The organism is Bacteroides sp. HF-162, assembly GCF_015679285.1.
Taxonomy (GTDB): Bacteria; Bacteroidota; Bacteroidia; order Bacteroidales; family Bacteroidaceae; genus Bacteroides; species Bacteroides uniformis.
Genome location: NZ_CP064937.1, coordinates 3,337,520 through 3,357,603, shown reverse-complemented (window position 1 = coordinate 3,357,603; position 20,084 = coordinate 3,337,520). Strand labels below are relative to the sequence as shown.

Annotated in this window: 20 protein-coding genes; 18 read left to right on the top strand and 2 right to left on the bottom strand. The window is 41.2% G+C overall.

Annotated features, from left to right (window positions below; genetic code table 11):
- Positions 1-8: 8 nt before the first annotated feature.
- The 18 genes from ITJ87_RS14120 to ITJ87_RS14035 all read left to right on the top strand — a co-directional run bounded on the left by ITJ87_RS14120 (position 9) and on the right by ITJ87_RS14035 (position 15,894).
- Positions 9-476 (top strand): CinA family protein, encoded by a 468-nt coding sequence (locus ITJ87_RS14120; protein WP_117964556.1) that lies wholly within the window; start codon positions 9-11, stop codon positions 474-476.
- 121 nt (positions 477-597) lie between these two features.
- On the top strand, positions 598-858 hold the full coding sequence (gene rpmB / locus ITJ87_RS14115) for a 50S ribosomal protein L28 (RefSeq protein ID WP_004291052.1): 261 nt from the start codon (positions 598-600) through the stop codon (positions 856-858).
- A 20-nt stretch (positions 859-878) separates the two neighbouring features.
- Positions 879-1,067, top strand: coding sequence for a 50S ribosomal protein L33 (rpmG, locus tag ITJ87_RS14110; RefSeq protein WP_002560155.1), 189 nt, complete (start codon positions 879-881; stop codon positions 1,065-1,067).
- A gap of 14 nt (positions 1,068-1,081) precedes the next feature.
- Positions 1,082-1,240: a DUF4295 domain-containing protein gene (locus ITJ87_RS14105; protein ID WP_005827735.1), complete on the top strand. Its 159-nt coding sequence runs from the start codon at positions 1,082-1,084 to the stop codon at positions 1,238-1,240.
- Between the two features lie 167 nt (positions 1,241-1,407).
- A complete protein-coding gene (gene ftsY, locus ITJ87_RS14100; RefSeq protein WP_005827738.1) occupies positions 1,408-2,367 on the top strand; it encodes a signal recognition particle-docking protein FtsY in 960 nt (319 codons plus the stop codon).
- Positions 2,364-3,662: a 30S ribosomal protein S12 methylthiotransferase RimO gene (rimO, locus tag ITJ87_RS14095; protein ID WP_117964557.1), complete on the top strand. Its 1,299-nt coding sequence runs from the start codon at positions 2,364-2,366 to the stop codon at positions 3,660-3,662. The genes ftsY and rimO overlap by 4 nt, the downstream gene beginning before the upstream one ends.
- A gap of 78 nt (positions 3,663-3,740) precedes the next feature.
- Complete coding sequence (locus tag ITJ87_RS14090) at positions 3,741-4,013, top strand: HU family DNA-binding protein (protein ID WP_117600868.1); 273 nt, start codon at positions 3,741-3,743, stop codon at positions 4,011-4,013.
- 27 nt (positions 4,014-4,040) lie between these two features.
- Complete coding sequence (locus ITJ87_RS14085; protein WP_117600867.1) at positions 4,041-5,222, top strand: HU family DNA-binding protein; 1,182 nt, start codon at positions 4,041-4,043, stop codon at positions 5,220-5,222.
- 194 nt (positions 5,223-5,416) lie between these two features.
- Positions 5,417-6,412 (top strand): MoxR family ATPase, encoded by a 996-nt coding sequence (locus ITJ87_RS14080; RefSeq protein WP_057256497.1) that lies wholly within the window; start codon positions 5,417-5,419, stop codon positions 6,410-6,412.
- Positions 6,413-6,579: 167 nt separating this feature from the next.
- A complete protein-coding gene (locus ITJ87_RS14075) occupies positions 6,580-7,449 on the top strand; it encodes a DUF58 domain-containing protein (RefSeq protein ID WP_005827747.1) in 870 nt (289 codons plus the stop codon).
- A gap of 7 nt (positions 7,450-7,456) precedes the next feature.
- Entirely contained in the window at positions 7,457-8,536 is a 1,080-nt protein-coding gene (locus tag ITJ87_RS14070) for a hypothetical protein (protein ID WP_117600866.1), read from the top strand.
- Between the two features lie 95 nt (positions 8,537-8,631).
- Positions 8,632-9,615, top strand: a complete 984-nt coding sequence (locus tag ITJ87_RS14065) for a VWA domain-containing protein (protein WP_005827750.1) — start codon at positions 8,632-8,634, stop codon at positions 9,613-9,615.
- A gap of 79 nt (positions 9,616-9,694) precedes the next feature.
- Positions 9,695-10,723, top strand: coding sequence for a VWA domain-containing protein (locus ITJ87_RS14060; RefSeq protein WP_117600865.1), 1,029 nt, complete (start codon positions 9,695-9,697; stop codon positions 10,721-10,723).
- Positions 10,720-11,433, top strand: a complete 714-nt coding sequence (locus ITJ87_RS14055) for a tetratricopeptide repeat protein (protein ID WP_117600864.1) — start codon at positions 10,720-10,722, stop codon at positions 11,431-11,433. The genes ITJ87_RS14060 and ITJ87_RS14055 overlap by 4 nt, the downstream gene beginning before the upstream one ends.
- A 21-nt stretch (positions 11,434-11,454) precedes the next feature.
- Positions 11,455-13,299, top strand: coding sequence for a BatD family protein (locus tag ITJ87_RS14050; RefSeq protein WP_117964558.1), 1,845 nt, complete (start codon positions 11,455-11,457; stop codon positions 13,297-13,299).
- Between the two features lie 10 nt (positions 13,300-13,309).
- Positions 13,310-14,155, top strand: coding sequence for a tetratricopeptide repeat protein (locus tag ITJ87_RS14045; protein WP_087333149.1), 846 nt, complete (start codon positions 13,310-13,312; stop codon positions 14,153-14,155).
- A 250-nt stretch (positions 14,156-14,405) separates the two neighbouring features.
- Positions 14,406-14,681: a DNA-binding protein gene (locus tag ITJ87_RS14040; RefSeq protein WP_085929906.1), complete on the top strand. Its 276-nt coding sequence runs from the start codon at positions 14,406-14,408 to the stop codon at positions 14,679-14,681.
- A 79-nt stretch (positions 14,682-14,760) separates the two neighbouring features.
- Positions 14,761-15,894 carry a universal stress protein gene (locus ITJ87_RS14035; RefSeq protein ID WP_117601673.1) on the top strand — a complete coding sequence of 378 codons (1,134 nt, stop codon included), beginning with the start codon at positions 14,761-14,763 and terminating at the stop codon, positions 15,892-15,894.
- Positions 15,895-16,080: 186 nt separating this feature from the next.
- Here the strand turns inward: ITJ87_RS14035 and ITJ87_RS14030 are convergent, their stop codons facing one another.
- Both ITJ87_RS14030 and gyrA read right to left on the bottom strand, forming a co-directional pair.
- On the bottom strand, positions 16,081-17,322 hold the full coding sequence (locus ITJ87_RS14030; protein ID WP_117964559.1) for a M48 family metallopeptidase: 1,242 nt from the start codon (positions 17,320-17,322) through the stop codon (positions 16,081-16,083).
- A 30-nt stretch (positions 17,323-17,352) separates the two neighbouring features.
- Positions 17,353-19,881 carry a DNA gyrase subunit A gene (gene gyrA, locus ITJ87_RS14025; protein ID WP_117964560.1) on the bottom strand — a complete coding sequence of 843 codons (2,529 nt, stop codon included), beginning with the start codon at positions 19,879-19,881 and terminating at the stop codon, positions 17,353-17,355.
- Positions 19,882-20,084 lie beyond the last annotated feature (203 nt).

Here is a 20,084-nt window from a genome sequence, read left to right as displayed (position 1 = left end):
AATAAGGTATGAAGCTGGAAGAAAAGGTAGGAGAGCTGCTGAAAGCAAAGAAATTGTCCCTTTCCACCGCAGAAAGTTGTACGGGTGGAGGAATTGCCGCTCTGATAACTTCCGTTCCTGGCAGTTCGGAATACTTTAATGGTAGTATAGTGGCGTATTCCAATGAAATAAAGATGTCTTTGTTGCATGTATCTGCCGAAACATTGGAAAAATATGGAGCAGTAAGTCGTGAAACTGTTACAGAAATGGTGAAAGGTGCGATGAAAACGCTGAAAACAGATTGTGCAGTGGCTACTTCCGGTATTGCAGGTCCTGGAGGTGGGACTTCGGAAAAACCGGTGGGTACGGTGTGGATAGCTGTTGCCTATAAAAATGAAATCGTTACCATGAAGCAGGAGGGAGACGAGGGAAGAAAGGAAAATGTGGAAAAAACAATTCAAAATGCCCTTTTGTTGCTTTATGAGAAGCTGAAATGAGGAAAAAATGCTATCGTACAGTGAATTATTTTAAGAAAAACTTGTTTGGTAACGATAAAAGTGCTTACTTTGCGCTCTGTTTGAAATAGGCAAAAAAGAAAACTATAAAATTAAGATAGAAATGTCAAAGATTTGTCAAATTACCGGAAAGAAGGCCATGATTGGCAACAATGTTTCACACTCAAAGAGAAGAACGAAGAGAACCTTTGATTTGAACTTGTTTAACAAGAAGTTCTACTATGTAGAGCAAGATTGCTGGATCAGCCTTAGCATTTGCGCTAATGGTTTGCGCATTATTAATAAGAAAGGACTGGACGCTGCTTTGAAAGATGCGGTAGCTAAAGGTTATTGTGATTGGAAAAGCATTAAAGTTATTGGCTAAAGTAGAGGAGAATACTGATTATGGCAAAGAAAGCAAAAGGTAACAGAGTACAGGTGATTCTGGAATGCACAGAACACAAGGATAGCGGTATGCCGGGTACTTCTCGTTATATTACGACGAAGAACAGAAAGAATACCACAGAGAGATTGGAGTTGAAGAAATACAACCCGATTCTGAAGAGAGTGACAGTACATAAAGAAATTAAATAATAAATCTATAACTTATGGCAAAGAAAGCGGTAGCAACCTTGCACGAAGGAAGCAAAGAAGGACGTTCTTATACAAAGGTTATCAAAATGGTGAAGTCTCCTAAGACTGGTGCTTACATCTTTGATGAACAGATGGTCCGTAATGAAGATGTTCAGAACTTCTTTAAGAAATAAGATGAATACAGTGGCTGTAAAGCGCTGATGACTTATAAAGATCCCCTTGTCGGTATTTCCGGTAAGGGGATTTCTTTTTAAAAAGAGGACGAAGTTTTTAATATTCGTCAGTTTTGTTATATCTTTGCAGGGAATGCGAAAACAGGTTGCATAAAAATAATTAGTGTATGGGATTTTTTAGTTTTTTCTCCAAGGAAAAAAAGGAAACATTAGATAAAGGATTATCTAAGACCAAAGAAAGTGTATTTGGCAAGATTGCGCGTGCCGTGGCAGGAAAGTCAAAAGTTGATGATGAAGTATTGGATAATCTGGAAGAGGTGTTGATAACTTCGGATGTGGGCGTGGAAACGACACTGAAAATTATTGAACGTATCGAAAAGCGTGCAGCAGCCGACAAATATATGAATGCCACTGAGTTGAATCATATTTTACGTGATGAAATCGCAGCGTTGCTTACAGAGAATAATTCGGAGGATGTGGATGACTTTGAAGCACCGATTGCGAAGAAACCATACGTCATTATGGTAGTGGGCGTCAATGGTGTAGGGAAGACTACTACGATTGGCAAACTGGCTTATCAGTTCAAGAAAGCCGGAAAGTCTGTTTATCTGGGTGCTGCCGATACTTTCCGTGCTGCTGCTGTGGAGCAGTTGGTGATATGGGGTGAACGGGTAGGTGTGCCTGTTGTGAAGCAGAAAATGGGTGCTGACCCGGCTTCTGTCGCTTTTGACACACTGAGTTCCGCAACTGCTAATAATGCCGATGTGGTAATTATAGATACGGCAGGACGCCTTCATAATAAAGTCGGTTTGATGAATGAACTGACGAAAATCAAGAATGTGATGAAGAAGGTTGTCCCTGATGCTCCGAATGAGGTGTTGCTTGTGTTGGATGGCTCAACCGGGCAGAATGCATTCGAGCAAGCCAAGCAGTTCACTCTGGCAACGGAGGTTACGGCAATGGCTGTTACAAAGTTGGACGGAACAGCCAAGGGTGGCGTAGTCATCGGCATTTCAGACCAGTTTAAAATTCCGGTTAAATATATTGGATTGGGTGAAGGCATGGAAGATTTGCAGGTGTTCCGTAAAAAGGAATTTGTTGATTCACTGTTCGGGGAGAATGCATGAAACGGAAGACTATAGATATCATTACTTTAGGATGTTCTAAAAACCTGGTGGATTCGGAACATTTGATGCGCCAGTTGGAGGAAGTGGGATTCCATGTGACACATGATGCGGAAAGGCCGAAAGGGCAGATTGCCGTGATCAATACTTGCGGTTTCATTGGTGACGCCAAGGAGGAATCCATTAATATGATTCTGGAATTTGCGCAGGCCAAGGAGGAAGGAAGCTTGGAGAAGCTTTATGTAATGGGCTGCCTTTCGGAACGTTATCTGAAGGAATTGGCCGTTGAAATTCCCCAGGTGGATAAATTCTATGGTAAATTCAATTGGAGAGAGTTATTGCAGGATTTGGGAAAGGCCTATCATGACGAGTTGCACATAGAGCGTACATTGACCACTCCAAAGCATTATGCCTATTTGAAGATATCCGAAGGATGTGACCGTAAATGTTCTTATTGCGCTATCCCTATCATTACGGGGCGGCATGTGTCGCGCCCGATGGAGGAGATACTTGACGAGGTGAAGTATCTGGTTGCACGGGGTGTAAAGGAATTCCAGGTTATAGCCCAGGAGTTGACCTATTACGGAGTAGATTTATATAAGAAGCAAATGTTGCCCGAGCTTGTTGAGCGGATTTCGGATATTCCCGGAGTGGAGTGGATACGCTTGCATTATGCTTATCCGGCACATTTTCCGACTGATTTATTCCGTGTGATGCGTGAGCGTGACAATGTATGCAAATATATGGATATTGCCTTGCAGCATATCAGCGACAATATGCTGCAAAAGATGCGCCGTCATGTGACGAAGGGTGAGACATATAAGTTGATAGAGCAATTCCGTGAAGAGGTTCCCGGTATCCATCTCCGTACTACACTGATGGTGGGGCATCCGGGAGAAACTGAAGCCGATTTTGAGGAGCTGAAAGAGTTTGTCCGTAAAGTGCGTTTCGATAGAATGGGGGCTTTTGCGTATTCGGAAGAAGAAGGAACGTATGCCGCTGCTGAATATGAGGATTCTATTCCCCAGGAAGTGAAACAAGCCCGCCTGGATGAGTTAATGTCTATTCAGCAAGGCATTTCAGGGGAGTTGAGTGCGGAGAAAGTAGGCAGGCAGATGAAAGTAATCATTGACCGGCTGGAAGGCGAATATTATATTGGACGTACAGAATTTGATTCTCCCGAAGTGGATCCGGAGGTTTTGATTGAGCGTGGAGACAAAGCGTTGCATATAGGTAACTTTTACCACGTAGAGATAGTAAATTCCGATGATTTCGACCTTTTTGGGCGAATAATTTAAAGATTTTTCCTTATCTTCTTGCTTATGTGAAGAAGATTTGCTAATATAGCACCGTAGTTCAATTTAAAGGCTTACATTTTGAATAACAAAGAGTTTACTTCTGAATTATCGCGGAGGTTAGGATACACATTGAAAGATACTTCTGAGCTGGTTGCTTCATTGCTGTCGGATATGGCACGGCAGTTGGAGGAGGGGAATATTATCTCTATACAAGGGTTCGGTACATTCGAAGTGAAAAAGAAGGCAGAACGTATATCTGTGAATCCGACTACAAAGCAGCGTATGCTGGTACCTCCTAAATTGGTGTTGACTTATAAGCCGAGTACATTATTAAAGGATAAGTTTAAGTAACCGGCTTTTAAAAAAATCTCCCGTATTATGAATGAGAAACTGAACATACAAGACTTGATTGACACGCTGGCTGAAAGGCATGGCATGAGCAAGAAGAATGCGGATAGTTTTGTGAAAGAATTCTTTCAGCTGATTGAGGAGTCATTGGAGAAGGATAAGTATGTGAAGATACGAGGTTTGGGGACTTTCAAACTGATAGATGTCGGGAGTCGTGAAAGCGTTAATGTGAATACGGGGGAAAGGTTTGAGATACAAGGGCATACAAAAGTGTCGTTTACACCGGAACCGGCCTTGAAAGATATTATCAATAGACCATTTTCGCATTTTGAAACTGTAGTTTTGAATGACGCTACGGTACTTGAGGATACCCTGCAGGAAAATGACAGTGAAGATGATGAAGATACTGAAATCAAAACTCTGGAACAAGAGGTGGAGGAGAAGGTTACCTTAGTGGAAGAAGCTACGATAGAAGAACCTTTGGTGGAAACTGTAATAGAAGAGCCGTTAATTGAGCCCGAACCGGCAGTTGAAGAGGAGAAACCGGAAAAAACGGAACCTGAAGCAATGCCTGAAAATATAGTTGCTGTTGAGCCGGAACCGTCTGAGCCAGTGATAAAAGATATGGCAGATTCTTCGACTATGAAATATTTTATAGGCATCGTTGTTTTTGTAGTGTTGCTGTGTGGTGGTGCCGTAGCTTTCATGTATTATCCGGACTTGCTTGACGCACTTACTGCAAAGCCTCTTGTAGAAGAAGTTGCAGACTCGGATGTGAGGGAATCTGTTACTGAAAAGGTGGAGGTTCCTGCCGGTCAAGACAATATTGCCTTGACAGACAGTATTGTTTCAAAAGATGTTGTAGCTCCTGCTCGGATAGATACTGTGGCAGAAACTGTTGCTGCAACAACTCCTACGCTTAAAAAAACTCCAAAGGAAAATGTACAAGTACAGTCTCCCACTCCTAAAAAAGAGCAAAAAAAGACAGTTGTACCGTTTGAACCGGATTCTGTGGGGTATACGATTGTGGGAACAGAAACCACTTATACCATCAAGGAAGGGGAAACGCTGACTAGGGTAGCGCTTCGTTTTTATGGAACAAAAGCTCTTTGGCCTTATATCGTGAAGCATAATCCCGGTGTAATCAAGAATCCGGATAATGTGCCTTATGGTACTACTATCAAGATACCAAAATTGGCCAAGAAGCAGTAAAAAATTACTGCTTCTTTTTTTGTTAAATACTAAACTCTATGAAAGTAGTTTAATCTAAAGGTTTCGCATAGTTTTTTAATAAAAATTAGTTGGTATGGTTAATTTATTCCCGTACTTTTGGGAGCGAAAAAAATAATTACCGGTTCAAAACCGGATAAATGAGGAAATTAAACATTAAAAAAATAGAATGATTTATGGCTGAAACAATTGACATCCGCGAACTGAATGAGCGGATTGAAAGACAAAGTGCTTTCGTTACCAATCTTACCACAGGTATGGACCAGGTCATTGTAGGACAAAAGCATCTGGTAGAGTCGTTGTTAATTGGTTTGTTGTCCGATGGACACGTGTTGTTGGAAGGTGTGCCCGGTTTGGCAAAGACTTTAGCTATCAAGACGCTTGCTTCGTTGATTGATGCGCAATACAGCCGCATTCAGTTTACGCCAGACTTGTTGCCTGCCGACGTAATAGGTACAATGGTTTACAGCCAGAAGGATGAAACGTTCCAAGTAAAAAAAGGTCCGGTCTTCGCAAATTTTGTTTTGGCTGATGAAATCAACCGTGCTCCCGCCAAAGTACAGAGTGCTTTGCTGGAAGCCATGCAGGAACGTCAAGTTACTATCGGCAATGAAACTTTCGGGTTGCCCAAACCATTTTTGGTGCTTGCCACGCAGAATCCTATTGAGCAGGAAGGTACTTATCCGCTGCCCGAAGCGCAAGTGGACCGTTTCATGCTGAAAGTTGTAATTGACTATCCGAAGCAGGAAGAGGAGAAACTGATTATTCGCCAGAATATCAATGGAGAGAAGTTCAACGTGAAGCCAATCTTGAAGGCTGACGAGATTATCGAAGCCCGCAAGGTGGTTCGCCAGGTATATCTGGATGAGAAAATCGAAAAATATATTGTCGATATTGTATTTGCTACTCGTTATCCGGAAAAATACGATTTGAAAGAGCTGAAAGACATGATTGGTTTCGGCGGTTCGCCCCGTGCCTCCATCAACTTGGCCCTGGCTGCCCGTAGCTACGCGTTCATCAAGCGTCGCGGTTATGTCATTCCGGAGGATGTGCGCGCTGTGGCACACGACGTACTTCGCCACCGTATCGGCTTGACTTACGAGGCGGAAGCCAGCAATATGACATCTGATGAAATCGTCAGCAAGATACTGAACAAGGTTGAAGTGCCCTAACGCATAATAGAGGTTTTCGTAAACTTGAGGTTTACAATCCAATACCTGAGGTTAGCGTCGTAAACCTTAGGGTTGAGTACCGAAAACTTCACCCCTTTTCATAGGGAAGTTTCTGTTATAAACTAAATTGCGCTTGTGTGCTTAAATGAGATTATTAAAATAAATCAATGGAAACAACAGAACTTTTGAAGAAAGTCCGTCAGATTGAGATAAAGACGCGCGGACTGTCCAACAATATCTTTGCCGGGCAGTATCACTCTGCCTTCAAGGGTAGAGGTATGGCATTCTCCGAAGTGCGCGAGTATCAGTTTGGCGACGACATACGCGACATTGACTGGAATGTGACCGCCCGCTTCAACAAGCCTTACGTCAAGGTGTTTGAGGAGGAGCGCGAATTGACAGTGATGTTGTTGGTAGATGTTTCCGGTAGTTTGGAATTCGGTACGGTAAAGCAGATGAAGAAGGATATGGTGACGGAAATTGCCGCCACACTGGCATTCTCTGCCATTCAGAATAATGACAAGATTGGTGTCATCTTCTTTTCGGACCGGATTGAGAAGTTTATTCCGCCCAAGAAGGGACGTAAGCATATACTTTACATCATCCGCGAACTGATAGATTTTCATGCGGAAAGCCGGAGGACGAACATTCGTCTGGGCTTGGAGTATCTGACAAACGTAATGAAACGCCGTTGCACGGCATTTGTCTTGTCCGACTTCATCGACCAGGAAAGTTTCAAGAACGCCATGACCATTGCCAATCGTAAGCATGACCTGGTTGCCGTTCAGGTGTACGACCGTCGTGTGGAAGAATTGCCTCCCGTGGGACTGATGAAGATTAGGGATGCCGAGACGGGACATGAGCAGTGGATTGACACCTCCTCGCGTGCCGTGCGCCGTGCCCATCATGATTGGTGGGTGAACAAGCAGGCGGAATTGAATGAAACGTTTACCAAGAGTAATGTCGACAATGTGTCGGTACGTACCGACCAGGATTATGTCAAGGCATTGATGAATTTGTTTGCGAAACGAAATTAATCGGAAAATGAAAAGATATTTATTTCTGATAGCGTTATTAATAGCATGGTCGGGAAGGGTAGTAGCCCAGTCGGTAACGGTAGATGCTACGATTGACTCTTTGCAGATTCTTATTGGAGAGCAGGCAAAGATAAAACTTCAAGTATCTCTAGATGCCGATAAGCGTGCCATATTCCCGGTATATACCGATACGCTGGTGAATGGGGTTGAAATTATTGATGTGGCCAAACCGGATACGCAATTGCTGAATGATGGCCGGCGTGCATTGATAACTCAAGAGTATACAGTTACCTCTTTTGATTCGGCTCTTTATTATCTGCCGCCTATGGAAGTGACGGTGGATAATGAGAAGTATCGCTCCAAAGCGTTGGCATTGAAAGTATATTCGGTGAATGTCCCGTTAGATCCGGAGAATCCGGAACAGTTTTTCGGTCCCAAAACAGTGATGCAAGCGCCTTTTGCTTGGGAAGACTGGTATGGTCTTATGGCTTGTGGTGCGCTGATTATCCCGATAGGGATATTGCTTGTCTATCTGATAATGCGTTTCTTCGACAATAAGCCTATTATCCGTAAGGTGAAGGTAGAACCTAAGTTGCCTCCCCATCAGTTGGCTATGCAGGAGATAGAACGTATCAAGAATGAGAAGGTATGGCAGAAAGGGGAGCCGAAGGAATATTATACGGAATTGACTGATGCTCTTCGTACATATATAAAAGACCGTTTTGGTTTCAATGCTTTGGAAATGACTTCTACGGAAATCATAGATAAGTTGCTGGAAATGAAAGATAAGGAAGCTCTATCAGATTTGCGTGAATTGTTCCAGACTGCTGATTTGGTGAAATTTGCCAAGCATAATCCATTGGTGAACGAAAATGACGCTAACCTGATTAATGCCATTGACTTTATTAATGAAACCAAGGAGAAAGAAGAGGAGAATGCTAAACCGCAGCCTACGGAGATTACCATTATCGAGAAACGTTCTTTGCGTACCAAGATTTTGCTGGGAGCGGGTATTGTAGTGTTGGCTGTAGCCCTTGTCAGTTCCTTGATATATATTGGATTGGAGTTGTATAATTATTTTGCTTAATACTGAAAAAGTGACTTCAATCGGATATACATGAGTGAAAAATGAGGGATGTTTGGAGCGAAGCTGAATTGTAAATCGTTAAATCGTACATAAATATGGTTTTTGCCAATATTGAATATTTATTTTTGCTGCTGTTGCTTATACCTTATATAGTATGGTATATTATGAAGCGGAAGAATAGTGAAGCTACGCTTCAGATTTCGGATGCCCGTGTGTATGCCCATACCCCTAAAAGCTATAAGAACTACTTGCTGCATGTACCGTTTGTATTGCGGATAATTGCCTTGATACTGATTATTCTTGTTTTGGCACGTCCGCAAACCACCGATAGCTGGCAGAACAGTGAGATTGAGGGTATTGATATCATGCTTGCCATGGACGTTTCTACCAGTATGCTGGCCGAAGACCTGAAACCTAACCGGTTGGAAGCGGCGAAGGATGTAGCGGCAGAGTTTATTAACGGACGTCCGAATGATAATATAGGTATAACTTTGTTTGCTGGAGAAAGCTTTACGCAATGTCCATTGACAGTAGACCATGCCGTATTGTTGAACTTGCTTAAAGATATGAAGTGCGGGCTGATTGAAGACGGAACGGCAATCGGTATGGGGATTGCCAATGCCGTTACCCGTTTGAAGGATAGCAAGGCAAAGTCGAAAGTCATTATTCTGCTGACGGACGGTGTCAATAATAAAGGTGATATTTCTCCTTTGACAGCTGCTGAAATAGCCAAGAGCTTTGGCATTCGCGTTTATACTATTGGGGTAGGAACCAATGGTATGGCTCCTTATCCTTATCCGGTAGGTGGAACAGTGCAATATGTCAATATGCCCGTCGAAATTGATGAAAAGACTTTGACACAGATTGCTGGAACAACGGAAGGTAACTATTTCCGTGCCACCAGCAACTCGAAGTTGAAGGAAGTGTATGAGGAGATAGACAAGCTGGAGAAAACAAAATTGAATGTAAAAGAATACAGCAAGCGCCAGGAAGAGTACCGCTGGTTTGCGTTGGCTGCTTTCTTGTGCGTATTACTGGAGGTACTGTTACGCAACTCTATATTGAAGAAGATACCGTAAAAAGGAGAATGTCTTTTAGTGTATCAGTCATTGCGTAGCCAAATTGTAAATTGTAAATTGCTAAATTGTAAATAAAAAGATGTTTCGATTTGAAGAACCTGCATATTTGTACTTGTTGCTGTTGCTGCCTTTATTGGCGGCCTTCTACTTGTACTCCAATTATCGGAGGAGGAAAGCCATTCGTAAGTTTGGTGACCCTATACTGATGGCACAGCTAATGCCGGATGTTTCCAAATACCGTCCGGATGTGAAGTTTTGGTTGGTTTTTGCGGCTATCGGGTTGTTCACGGTACTGTTGGCACGTCCGCAGTTTGGTTCCAAACTGGAGACGGTAAAACGTCAGGGAGTGGAAGTGATGATTGCGTTGGATATATCCAATTCCATGCTGGCACAAGACGTACAGCCAAGCCGCTTGCAGAAGGCAAAACGGCTGGTGGCACAGTTGGTAGATAAGATGCAGAATGACAAGGTCGGTATGATTGTTTTTGCGGGTGACGCATTTACCCAGTTGCCTATTACGAGTGATTATATTTCCGCCAAGATGTTTTTGGAGTCCATCGACCCTTCGCTGATTTCCAAGCAGGGTACGGCAATTGGAGCTGCAATAAATCTGGCTGCCCGGAGTTTTACACCTCAAGAAGGGGTGGGACGTACTGTTATTGTCATCACCGACGGTGAAAACCATGAAGGTGGTGCCGTAGAAGCTGCTAAGGTTGCTGCAGAGAAAGGTATCCAGGTCAATGTATTAGGGGTAGGTATGCCCGAGGGTGCCCCCATTCCAATAGAGGGTACTAATGATTATCGTCGTGACCGTGAAGGTAATGTAATCGTTACTCGCTTGAATGAGCAGATGTGTCAGGAAATTGCTCAGGCGGGAAATGGTATTTATGTGCGCGTAGACAATACCAATGGTGCACAGAAAGCGATTAGTCAGGAAATCAATAAGATGGCAAAGGCAGATGTGGAAACACAGGTGTACACGGAATTCAATGAACAGTTTCAGGCAGTGGCATGGATTATTCTGCTGTTGTTACTGGCTGAGATGTTGATATTGGAGCGCAAGAATCCTCTGTTCCGCAACATTCATTTATTCTCTAATAAGAAATGATGCGTATGTTACAGAAAAAATATATTGGAATAGTTTTGCTGCTGTTAGTGGCAGCTTCAGCTTCTGCACAGAAGGCGGAACGCGATTATATCCGTAAGGGAAACCGTTTTTTTAAGGATAGCGTATATGTGGATGCAGAAGTGAACTATCGGAAGGCTTTGGAGGTAAACCCGAAGTCAACGGTTTCCATGTTCAACTTGGGAAATACATTGACCCAGCAGAACAAGCTGCAGGAAGCGATGGAGCAATATGTGGGAGCTACCAAGATAGAAAAGGACAAATCGAACTTGGCACAGATTTATCATAATATGGGAGTCATCTTTCATTCTCAGAAGGATTATGCAAAGGCGGTAGAAGCCTATAAGGAGTCGTTACGCAATAATCCGAAAGATGATGAAACGCGCTATAACCTTGCTTTGGCACAGAAACAGTTGCAAGACCAGCAGCAGAACCAGGATCAGAATCAAGATCAGGATAAACAGGACCAACAGAAGGAGCAGGATAAACAGCAGGATCAGCAGAAAGACCAGCAACAGAATCAAGACCAGCAACAACAACAACCTTCTCAGCCGGAAAAGAAAGATAATGAGATGTCTAAGGAAAATGCCGAACAGCTGTTGAACTCTGTCATGCAAGACGAGAAGGATGTGCAGGATAAAGTGAAAAAGCAGCAGGTACTTCAAGGAGGTCGTCTGGAAAAAGATTGGTAACAAACATAATAGGAATAATATATGAGAAAAATAGTTTTCTTATGGATAGCACTGATTGCAGCCAGTATGAATGCCTTTGCCGATGGCAAGGTATCGTTTACTGCGTCTGCTCCTGACGCTGTGGCGGTAGGAGACCAGTTCAGACTGTCGTATACGGTGACTACACAAAAGGTAAGGGATTTTCGTGCTCCTTCTATGAAGGGATTTGATGTGTTGATGGGGCCCAGCCGCTCGCAACAGAGTAGCGTGCAGATGATTAATGGGCAGACGACTTCAACCAGCAGTATTACATTCACTTATATTTTAATGGCGACTGCAGAAGGTGATTTTACCATTCCAGGAGCCACTATCACTGCTGATGGTAACCAAATGGTTTCTAATTCTGTACGAGTAAGGGTTCTTCCGGCAGATCAGGCTGCTAATGGAGTTTCTGGAAATAGTGGCAAACAGAGTGAGGGCACTGCCAGCCGCGCTTCTTCCGGGACATCTGTATCGAATAGTGATTTGTTTATTACAGCTACTGCCAGTAAGACGACGGTGTATGAACAAGAAGCATTCCTATTGACATACAAGATATATACCTTGGTGGACTTGCGTATGTTTGACAATGTGAAGTTGCCCGACTTCAAAGGATTCCATTCTCAGGAAGTGGAACTTCCTAATGACAGAAGATGGGGATTGGAGCATTATAAAGGTAGAAATTATCAGTCTACAATCTATCGTCAGTTTGTGTTGTTCCCACAACAAGCCGGTAAGCTGACGATTGATGCTGCACGCTTTGACGCTTCCATTGCAAAGGCTACACAAGTTGCTGATCCGTTCGAGGCATTTTTCAATGGAGGAAGCAATTACGTAGAAGTTAAGAAGACAATTTTGACTCCGCAATTGACGATTGACGTAAAACCCTTGCCAGCAGGTAAGCCAGCCGATTTTTCGGGAGGAGTGGGAGAGTTCAATATAACTTCTTCTATCAATAGTACAAATGTCAAGACCAATGATGCCGTTACTGTCAAACTTGTCATCTCTGGTACCGGCAATCTGAAGTTGCTCTCTAATCCGGAAGTCAAATTCCCCGAGGATTTTGAGGTATATGATCCGAAGGTGGACAATAAATTCCGTCTGACAAATTCGGGCCTCTCCGGTAGTAAGGTCATTGAGTATCTGGCAATTCCCCGTAATGCGGGAACTTATAAGATTCCTGCCGTAAAGTTCAGTTATTTTGATATTAATTCCCGTTCGTATAAAATGCTGACTACGGAAGAGTATGAATTGCATGTGGAAAAGGGAGCAGGTAATGCAGCTCAGACCATTGCAAACTTTACAAGCAAGGAAGACTTGAAAGTATTGAACGAGGATATTCGTTTTATCAAGCAGAATAATGTCACTTTGTCTCCCAAAGGTGATTTCTTCTTCGGTTCGTTGACGTATTGGTTGCTTTATTTGATACCGGGTATTGCATTCATTACATTCTTTATCATCTATCGTAAGCAAATAGCAGCCAATGCAAATGTAGCAAAGATGCGTACTAAGAAAGCCAATAAAGTGGCGGTGAAACGTATGAAACAAGCTGGTAAATTATTGGCCGAGAATAAGAAAGACGCATTTTATGATGAGGTTTTGAAGGCTCTTTGGGGGTATATCAGTGATAAACTGAACATTCCGGTATCCCGTTTGTCTAAGGATAATATCGAAGAGGAACTTCGTAATTATGGTGTGAATGATGCGTTGATAAAGGAATTCCTCGATGCATTGAACAACTGTGAGTTTGCCCGCTTTGCTCCGGGTGATGATAACCAGGCTATGGATAAGGTATATTCAGCTTCTTTGGAAGTTATCAGCAAAATGGAAAACTCGATAAAACATTAATCAGGAGGAAATGGTAATGAATAGAATATTGTTTTTTACTCTTAGTCTAGTGATGGCAATTACTGCCTATGGGCAGAATTCTGCATCTGTAGATACATTACAGACTGGTAGTGACTCTACATCCGTCGGTTCACATGCGGAATTCTCTGCTGCAAGACAAGAAAGCAATGTGACAAAGGCTGAAGGTGACAGCGCCTATATACGGAATGATTATGTTTCTGCCATTCAAATATATGAGAATCTGTTAAAGAAGGGAGAGGCTGCAGAGGTCTATTATAATCTTGGCAACAGTTATTATAAGGCAGATGATATAGCAAAAGCTATATTGAATTATGAGCGTGCCTTGTTGTTGGAACCTGGTAATGCTGATATTCGTGCAAATTTGGAAATAGCACGTTCTAAGACAATCGATAAGGTAATCCCAGTTCCTGAGGTTTTCTTTGTATCTTGGACTAAATCGTTGATTAATTGTCTTAGCGTAGATGCATGGGCTAAGTTGGGGATTGTGTTCTTTGTACTATTACTCGTTTCATTCTATCTCTTTTTCTTTTCAAAACAGATTATGGGGAAGAAAGTGGGATTTATTGCAGGAATAGTATTCCTGGCTCTTGTTATATTGAGTAATGTGTTTGCTGCTCAGCAGAAAGGCGAACTGATGGAACGTAGTGAAGCTATAGTGTTAGCACCTAGTGTCACAGTGCGTAGTACTCCCAGTGAAAGTGGTACAAGTCTGTTCATTCTTCATGAGGGACGTAAAGTTGAAATAAAAGACAACTCTATGCGTGAATGGAAAGAAATTCGTTTGGAAGACGGTAAAGTAGGGTGGGTTCCAGCTTCCGCCATAGAAGGTATTTAAATTTTCCCTATATTCTAAAAACAGCTCGTATAAGCCCGATAATTCTGCTTTATACGAGCTGTTTCTGTATGTTTTTAGGAGCTTTTTCTTCGTATTTATAATTCTGTATACTTAAGAAATGATTATTTTTTGGAGAGGCAATATTCTTTTTGAAAAAAGATAAAGAAATAGTTTGTTTTATCCTTTTTTTTCCTTAAGTTTATAGCGTGATAATAAAAAATACAGAGTATTAACCATTAAATTTATGAATATGAGAACAATAACATTTAATGAATTACGTAAGATTAAAGACTCATTGCCTAGTGGTAGTATGCATAGAATAGCCGATGAACTTGGACTGAATGTTGACACTGTAAGAAATTTTTTCGGTGGACACAATTTTAAGGAGGGGAAAAGTGTTGGGATTCACTTGGAACCTGGACCAGATGGTGGATTGGTTATGATTGATGATACTACAGTTTTAGAGCGAGCTTTAAAAATTTTAGATGAAATGGCAGGTAAGACTGAAGAAGCTGTTCGAGCTTAAGAAGAGAAAGTTAGAAGAATCCCAATTGCTGACAACAATTGGGATTTCTTATTTGTTTTAATCTCAAAATCAATGATATATGGAAGATAAATTAGTTACTTTGGCAATCTTAACGTACGCGAAAGCTCAAATATTGAAGAATGTTCTTGAAAATGAAGGTATTGAGACTTATATCCACAATGTAAACCAGATACAACCGGTTGTTTCTTCTGGTGTACGTGTGCGTATTAAGGAGAGTGACTTACCCCATGCTCTGAAAATTACTGAAAGTTCTGCATGGTTATCTGAAGAGGTAGTGGGGGGGAAGTCACCTAAACTGGAGAAGATTAGTAATAAAGTGCTAATTCCAGTGGATTTTTCCAATTATTCTTTGAAGGCTTGCGAGTTCGGTTTCAATTTCGCTCAGAATATAGGTGCAGAAGTTGTTTTGCTACATGTTTATTTTACTCCTATATATGCAACTTCTTTGCCATACGGAGATGTATTTAACTATCAGCTAAGTGATGAGGAGAATGTAAGGAGTATCTTACAAAAAGTTCATGCTGATTTGAATGAATTATCTGATAAAGTAAAAGAGAAGGTAGCTTCCGGCGAGTTTCCAGATATTAAATATACTTGTGTTTTGCGTGAAGGTATTCCTGAAGAAGAGGTACTCCGCTATACCAAGGAATATCGGCCACGCATTATCATAATGGGAACTCGTGGTAGAAATCAGAAGGATATTGATTTGATTGGCAGTGTAACAGCTGAAGTGATTGAACGTAGCCGTGTACCGGTATTGGCCATTCCTGAAAATACTCCATTCAAGCAATTTTCTGAGGCTAAGCGTATTGCATTTATTACTAATTTTGATCAACGTGATTTAATAGCTTTTGATTCGCTAATAAATAATCTGAAATCATTTAAGTTTTCAGTGTCTCTGATACATCTTTCTGATGTTCAGAATACATGGAATGAAATAAAACTGGCTGGTATTAAGGAATATTTTCAAAAACAATATCCACAATTGGAAATACACTATGATGTGGTAAAGAATGATAATCTGCTTAGTAGTTTAGACAGTTATATCAAGAGTAATCATATTGATATTATGACATTAACTTCTTATAAAAGAAATATATTTTCGCGCTTATTTAATCCTGGTATTGCCAGAAAGATGATTTTCCATTCTGATACACCATTGTTGGTAATTTACGGAAGACCGAATACGTAGGTGTTGAATTGGATATATATGGTTTGATCAATATCAGGATTATGTTTAATATAATGCCGGGATAATTTAATCTAATTTTAGTTCTTCTTCTCTCTCACTTAAGAAATAATATTCTTTACTTTCTTTCAGAATAATAAAAGCCTAATTAAATTATTAATTAGGCTTTTATTATTCTGAAAGAAAGTATTACATCAACTTTTCAATTTCTTCGAATTCAGGGCCCATCTGCAAATTATAATACACTCTATATAGACCATTTAACCATAAATCTTTTTGATCAGGTTTCAGTTCTCTTGCCTTTTCATAATAAGGTTTTGCCTTTTCATAGAAAGTCTTCAGAGTAGCTTGGTCTTCTTTATACTTAGGATCATTAATATCTGTAGTTGCTTTTTCTGAGAAATCTTGTGCTTGTAAGCAGTAAATTAAACCTAAATTAGAGTATGCTTCTGCATAATTAGGATCTACTTCTATAGTTTTCTTATAGAATTCAATAGCTTTATCATAGTCCTTCATATTGTGATAAAGGTAGCCTTTTACATACAAATAGAATGTATTGTTAGGATCTTTAGCCAACATATCATCAGCAAACTGCATAGCCTCGTCATATTTGTTGTTATTGCTATAATAATCAATCAAATGACCGAAGAAGAATGAATGTTCAGGATATTTCTGGATACCTTCTTTCAAAGAAGCAATCCATTTAACAGTATCACCTTCGGCTTTCAATGCAGTAGAGATAAATTCCATAGCGTATTTCCCAACTTCTTTATCGTCTTGCGCATAAGGAGCATACTTCAAAATACTAGGATAATCTTCCATCTTAGCAGCTGCTAAACTTGCATAATATGCTATTTGAGGTAATACAGTATCTGTTTGTAACAGATTTTCCTTTTCAAACATCGGGTTGATAGCAATATCAATGTAGGTTGCAAAGAAATCCAACGCTTTTTTATTGCCTTCCTTGGCTGCATCGCCTTCTTTTTGTGAGGCCAAATTAAAGAATTGGATGCCGCCATTGATCAGATTGCCGCGTTCTGCTAAAATTGTAGCAGAATTAGATTTTCTATATTTATTCTTGATTTTGCCCTTTTCATTGGGAATTTGTGCTAATTCGTCACATTTGAAGTAGAATTTACACATGTTTAATGCACTATTATATACCTGAAGAGTGTCATAAGGTTTTCTCAGATAGGCATTTTCCATTTCTTTCTCACTTCTTTTTCTTTGGATAAGACCTGCTACATCCCACGTTTCGGCATTGTCCTTTGTTTCGGGATTAGTTAAAGCTTGATTTATCAGTTCCTCTGCTTTGGCAAAGTCAGGATTTACTCCGTTAGCAATACTTTTAGCCTCTTTTACGTTCTTTTCTTGGGCGAAAGTAAAACTTGCGGCAAGTAGTAAAACCATTGAAAATAATACTCTTTTCATGATTGTAGAAAATTTAAATTAATATTATGTCTATTCTTCATTTTCACTGTTTACCTCGTTCTGAGGGCTTTCAAGGGTATTTTCTTCCCCCTCCTCTATAAGTTCCTCTTCATTTTCTGAAGTGACTTTGCATACAGAGCCAATTTCGTCATTACGTTTCTCAAGGTTGATTAGGCGTACACCTTGTGTAGCACGTCCCATGATACGAACATCGGCAACTTTCAGACGGATGGTAATACCGGATTTATTAATAATCATCAAGTCATTTTCATCTGTAACTGACTTGATCGTTACTAATTTACCCGTTTTATCGGTGATATTCATTGTTTTCACACCTTTACCTCCACGATTGGTTTTGCGATAATCTTCAATATCCGAACGTTTGCCATATCCTTGTTCCGATACAACCATAATTGTTTCCGCCTCAGGATCTTTGATGCATATCATACCTACTACTTCGTCTTGACCGTCCTCATCCAATGTCATGCCACGCACACCGGTGGCAGTACGTCCCATAACGCGCACAGCACTTTCGTGGAAACGAATGGCACGTCCGTTACGGTTGGCAATGATGATTTCATTGTCGCCGTTTGTCATACGCACTTCGATTACACGGTCGTCTTCACGGATAGTAATAGCATTTACACCATTTTGGCGAGGACGTGAATACTGCTCAAGCAATGTTTTCTTAATGACACCATTCTTAGTACAGAACAATACATAATGGCTGTTGATAAACTCTTGGTCATTCAAGTTCTTCACACGCAAATAGGCGTTTACAGCATCGTCAGAGTCGATATTCAACAGATTCTGGATAGCACGACCTTTCGAATTCTTAGTACCTTCGGGGATTTCGTATACCTTCAGCCAGTAACACTTACCTTTCTGTGTAAAGAACATCATGGTATTATGCATGGTTGCAGGATAAATATGCTCTACAAAGTCTGCATCGCGGGTTTCGGTACCTTTGGAGCCTACCCCACCACGGTTTTGCGCACGGAATTCGCTCAGCGGTGTACGCTTGATGTATCCCATGTGTGAGATGGTGATAATCATTTCATCATCTGCATAGAAGTCTTCCGGATTGAATTCTTCTGATGAGTAGACGATTTCTGAGCGACGTTCGTCACCATACTTCTCTTTTACTTCAATCAGTTCATCTTTAATGACTTTGCGGCAGAGTTCGTCATTGACAAGGATTTCTTCCAAATAAGCAATCTGCTTCTGAATTTCCTCATATTCGGCGTGCAGCTGGTCTTGCATCAGGCCTGTGAGCTGGCGCAAACGCATTTCAACAATGGCACGTGACTGAATTTCACTGAGTTGGAATCGCTCCATCAAACCTGATATAGCATCATTCGGTGTTTTAGCAGCACGGATAATCTTAATTACTTCGTCGATATTATCAGATGCAATGATTAATCCTTCCAGAATATGTGCACGTTCTTTGGCCTTGCGCAAATCGTACTGAGTACGGCGGATGACTACGTCGTGTCTGTGCTCAACGAAGTATTTTATCAAATCTTTCAGATTCAACAGACGTGGACGGCCATGTACCAATGCAACATTGTTCACACCAAAAGATGTCTGCAGCATTGTCATCTTGTAGAGCTTGTTGAGTACAACGCTGGCATTTGCATCACGTTTTACATCAATAACGATACGCATACCTTCACGGTCGGATTCGTCATTAGCATTGGCAATACCTTCAATTTTCTTTTCGTTGGCCAAATCAGCTATATTCTTAATCAATTCAGCTTTGTTGACGCCATAGGGAATTTCTGTCACAACGATTTTATCGTGCGTCGAACCAGTCTCAATTTCGGCTCTAGCACGCATTATGACACGTCCGCGTCCCGTGAGATAGGCTTCGCGAACACCGTTCATACCGTATATATAGCCTCCGGTCGGGAAGTCGGGAGCTTTGACATACGTCATCAACTCTTCTATATCGATGTCATTATTTTCGATGTATGCAATACAAGCGTCAATAACCTCAGATAGATTATGAGTCGGCATATTGGTAGCCATACCTACAGCAATACCAGATGCACCATTTACCAAAAGATTTGGAATACGGGCCGGCATGACGGTAGGCTCTTGCAAAGAGTCATCGAAATTGTTCTGCATGTCAACAGTCTCTTTTTCAAGGTCTGTCATCATGTCTTCACCAATTTTTCGCAAACGACACTCGGTATAACGCATGGCAGCAGCGCTGTCACCGTCTACTGAACCGTAGTTACCTTGTCCGTCTACCAACATGTAACGCATTGCCCAAGGCTGAGCCATACGTACAAGAGCTCCGTAAACGGACGAGTCGCCATGAGGGTGATATTTACCTAATACTTCACCCACAACTCTGGCTGATTTTTTATAAGGTTTGTCGGAGGTATTTCCCAATCCCATCATTCCGAAAAGAATTCTTCGGTGAACGGGTTTAAAACCATCTCTAACATCCGGAAGGGCACGTGAGACAATGACCGACATAGAGTAGTCAATGTACGATGACTTCATTTCCTCCTCGATGTTAATCTTTATAATTCTGTCTTGTTCAAGCATTTAAAAAGATTATTAATTATACATTTTCGGGTTCGTGAAAAACCACGCTAAAGTACTGCTTTTTTACGATATACAAAAGTTTTCCTCCATAAACTTTGTTGCCTGCGGCATAAATATAGAAGTACTCCCTCCTTTCCTCCCCAAATTACTATTAATATATAAGGTATAAGATGGAAAAGCAGATTTGAAATTTGTGGCACGGG

What these genes read in the sequence shown, in the direction of transcription:
- ITJ87_RS14120 (WP_117964556.1), top strand. Translation starts at nt 9, where the DNA reads ATGAAGCTGGAAGAAAAGGTAGGAGAGCTGCTGAAAGCAAAGAAATTG.
- rpmB (WP_004291052.1), top strand. Translation starts at nt 598, where the DNA reads ATGTCAAAGATTTGTCAAATTACCGGAAAGAAGGCCATGATTGGCAAC.
- rpmG (WP_002560155.1), top strand. Translation starts at nt 879, where the DNA reads ATGGCAAAGAAAGCAAAAGGTAACAGAGTACAGGTGATTCTGGAATGC.
- ITJ87_RS14105 (WP_005827735.1), top strand. Translation starts at nt 1,082, where the DNA reads ATGGCAAAGAAAGCGGTAGCAACCTTGCACGAAGGAAGCAAAGAAGGA.
- ftsY (WP_005827738.1), top strand. Translation starts at nt 1,408, where the DNA reads ATGGGATTTTTTAGTTTTTTCTCCAAGGAAAAAAAGGAAACATTAGAT.
- rimO (WP_117964557.1), top strand. Translation starts at nt 2,364, where the DNA reads ATGAAACGGAAGACTATAGATATCATTACTTTAGGATGTTCTAAAAAC.
- ITJ87_RS14085 (WP_117600867.1), top strand. Translation starts at nt 4,041, where the DNA reads ATGAATGAGAAACTGAACATACAAGACTTGATTGACACGCTGGCTGAA.
- ITJ87_RS14080 (WP_057256497.1), top strand. Translation starts at nt 5,417, where the DNA reads ATGGCTGAAACAATTGACATCCGCGAACTGAATGAGCGGATTGAAAGA.
- ITJ87_RS14075 (WP_005827747.1), top strand. Translation starts at nt 6,580, where the DNA reads ATGGAAACAACAGAACTTTTGAAGAAAGTCCGTCAGATTGAGATAAAG.
- ITJ87_RS14070 (WP_117600866.1), top strand. Translation starts at nt 7,457, where the DNA reads ATGAAAAGATATTTATTTCTGATAGCGTTATTAATAGCATGGTCGGGA.
- ITJ87_RS14065 (WP_005827750.1), top strand. Translation starts at nt 8,632, where the DNA reads ATGGTTTTTGCCAATATTGAATATTTATTTTTGCTGCTGTTGCTTATA.
- ITJ87_RS14060 (WP_117600865.1), top strand. Translation starts at nt 9,695, where the DNA reads ATGTTTCGATTTGAAGAACCTGCATATTTGTACTTGTTGCTGTTGCTG.
- ITJ87_RS14055 (WP_117600864.1), top strand. Translation starts at nt 10,720, where the DNA reads ATGATGCGTATGTTACAGAAAAAATATATTGGAATAGTTTTGCTGCTG.
- ITJ87_RS14050 (WP_117964558.1), top strand. Translation starts at nt 11,455, where the DNA reads ATGAGAAAAATAGTTTTCTTATGGATAGCACTGATTGCAGCCAGTATG.
- ITJ87_RS14045 (WP_087333149.1), top strand. Translation starts at nt 13,310, where the DNA reads ATGGTAATGAATAGAATATTGTTTTTTACTCTTAGTCTAGTGATGGCA.
- ITJ87_RS14040 (WP_085929906.1), top strand. Translation starts at nt 14,406, where the DNA reads ATGAGAACAATAACATTTAATGAATTACGTAAGATTAAAGACTCATTG.
- ITJ87_RS14035 (WP_117601673.1), top strand. Translation starts at nt 14,761, where the DNA reads ATGGAAGATAAATTAGTTACTTTGGCAATCTTAACGTACGCGAAAGCT.
- ITJ87_RS14030 (WP_117964559.1), bottom strand. Translation starts at nt 17,322, where the DNA reads ATGAAAAGAGTATTATTTTCAATGGTTTTACTACTTGCCGCAAGTTTT.
- gyrA (WP_117964560.1), bottom strand. Translation starts at nt 19,881, where the DNA reads ATGCTTGAACAAGACAGAATTATAAAGATTAACATCGAGGAGGAAATG.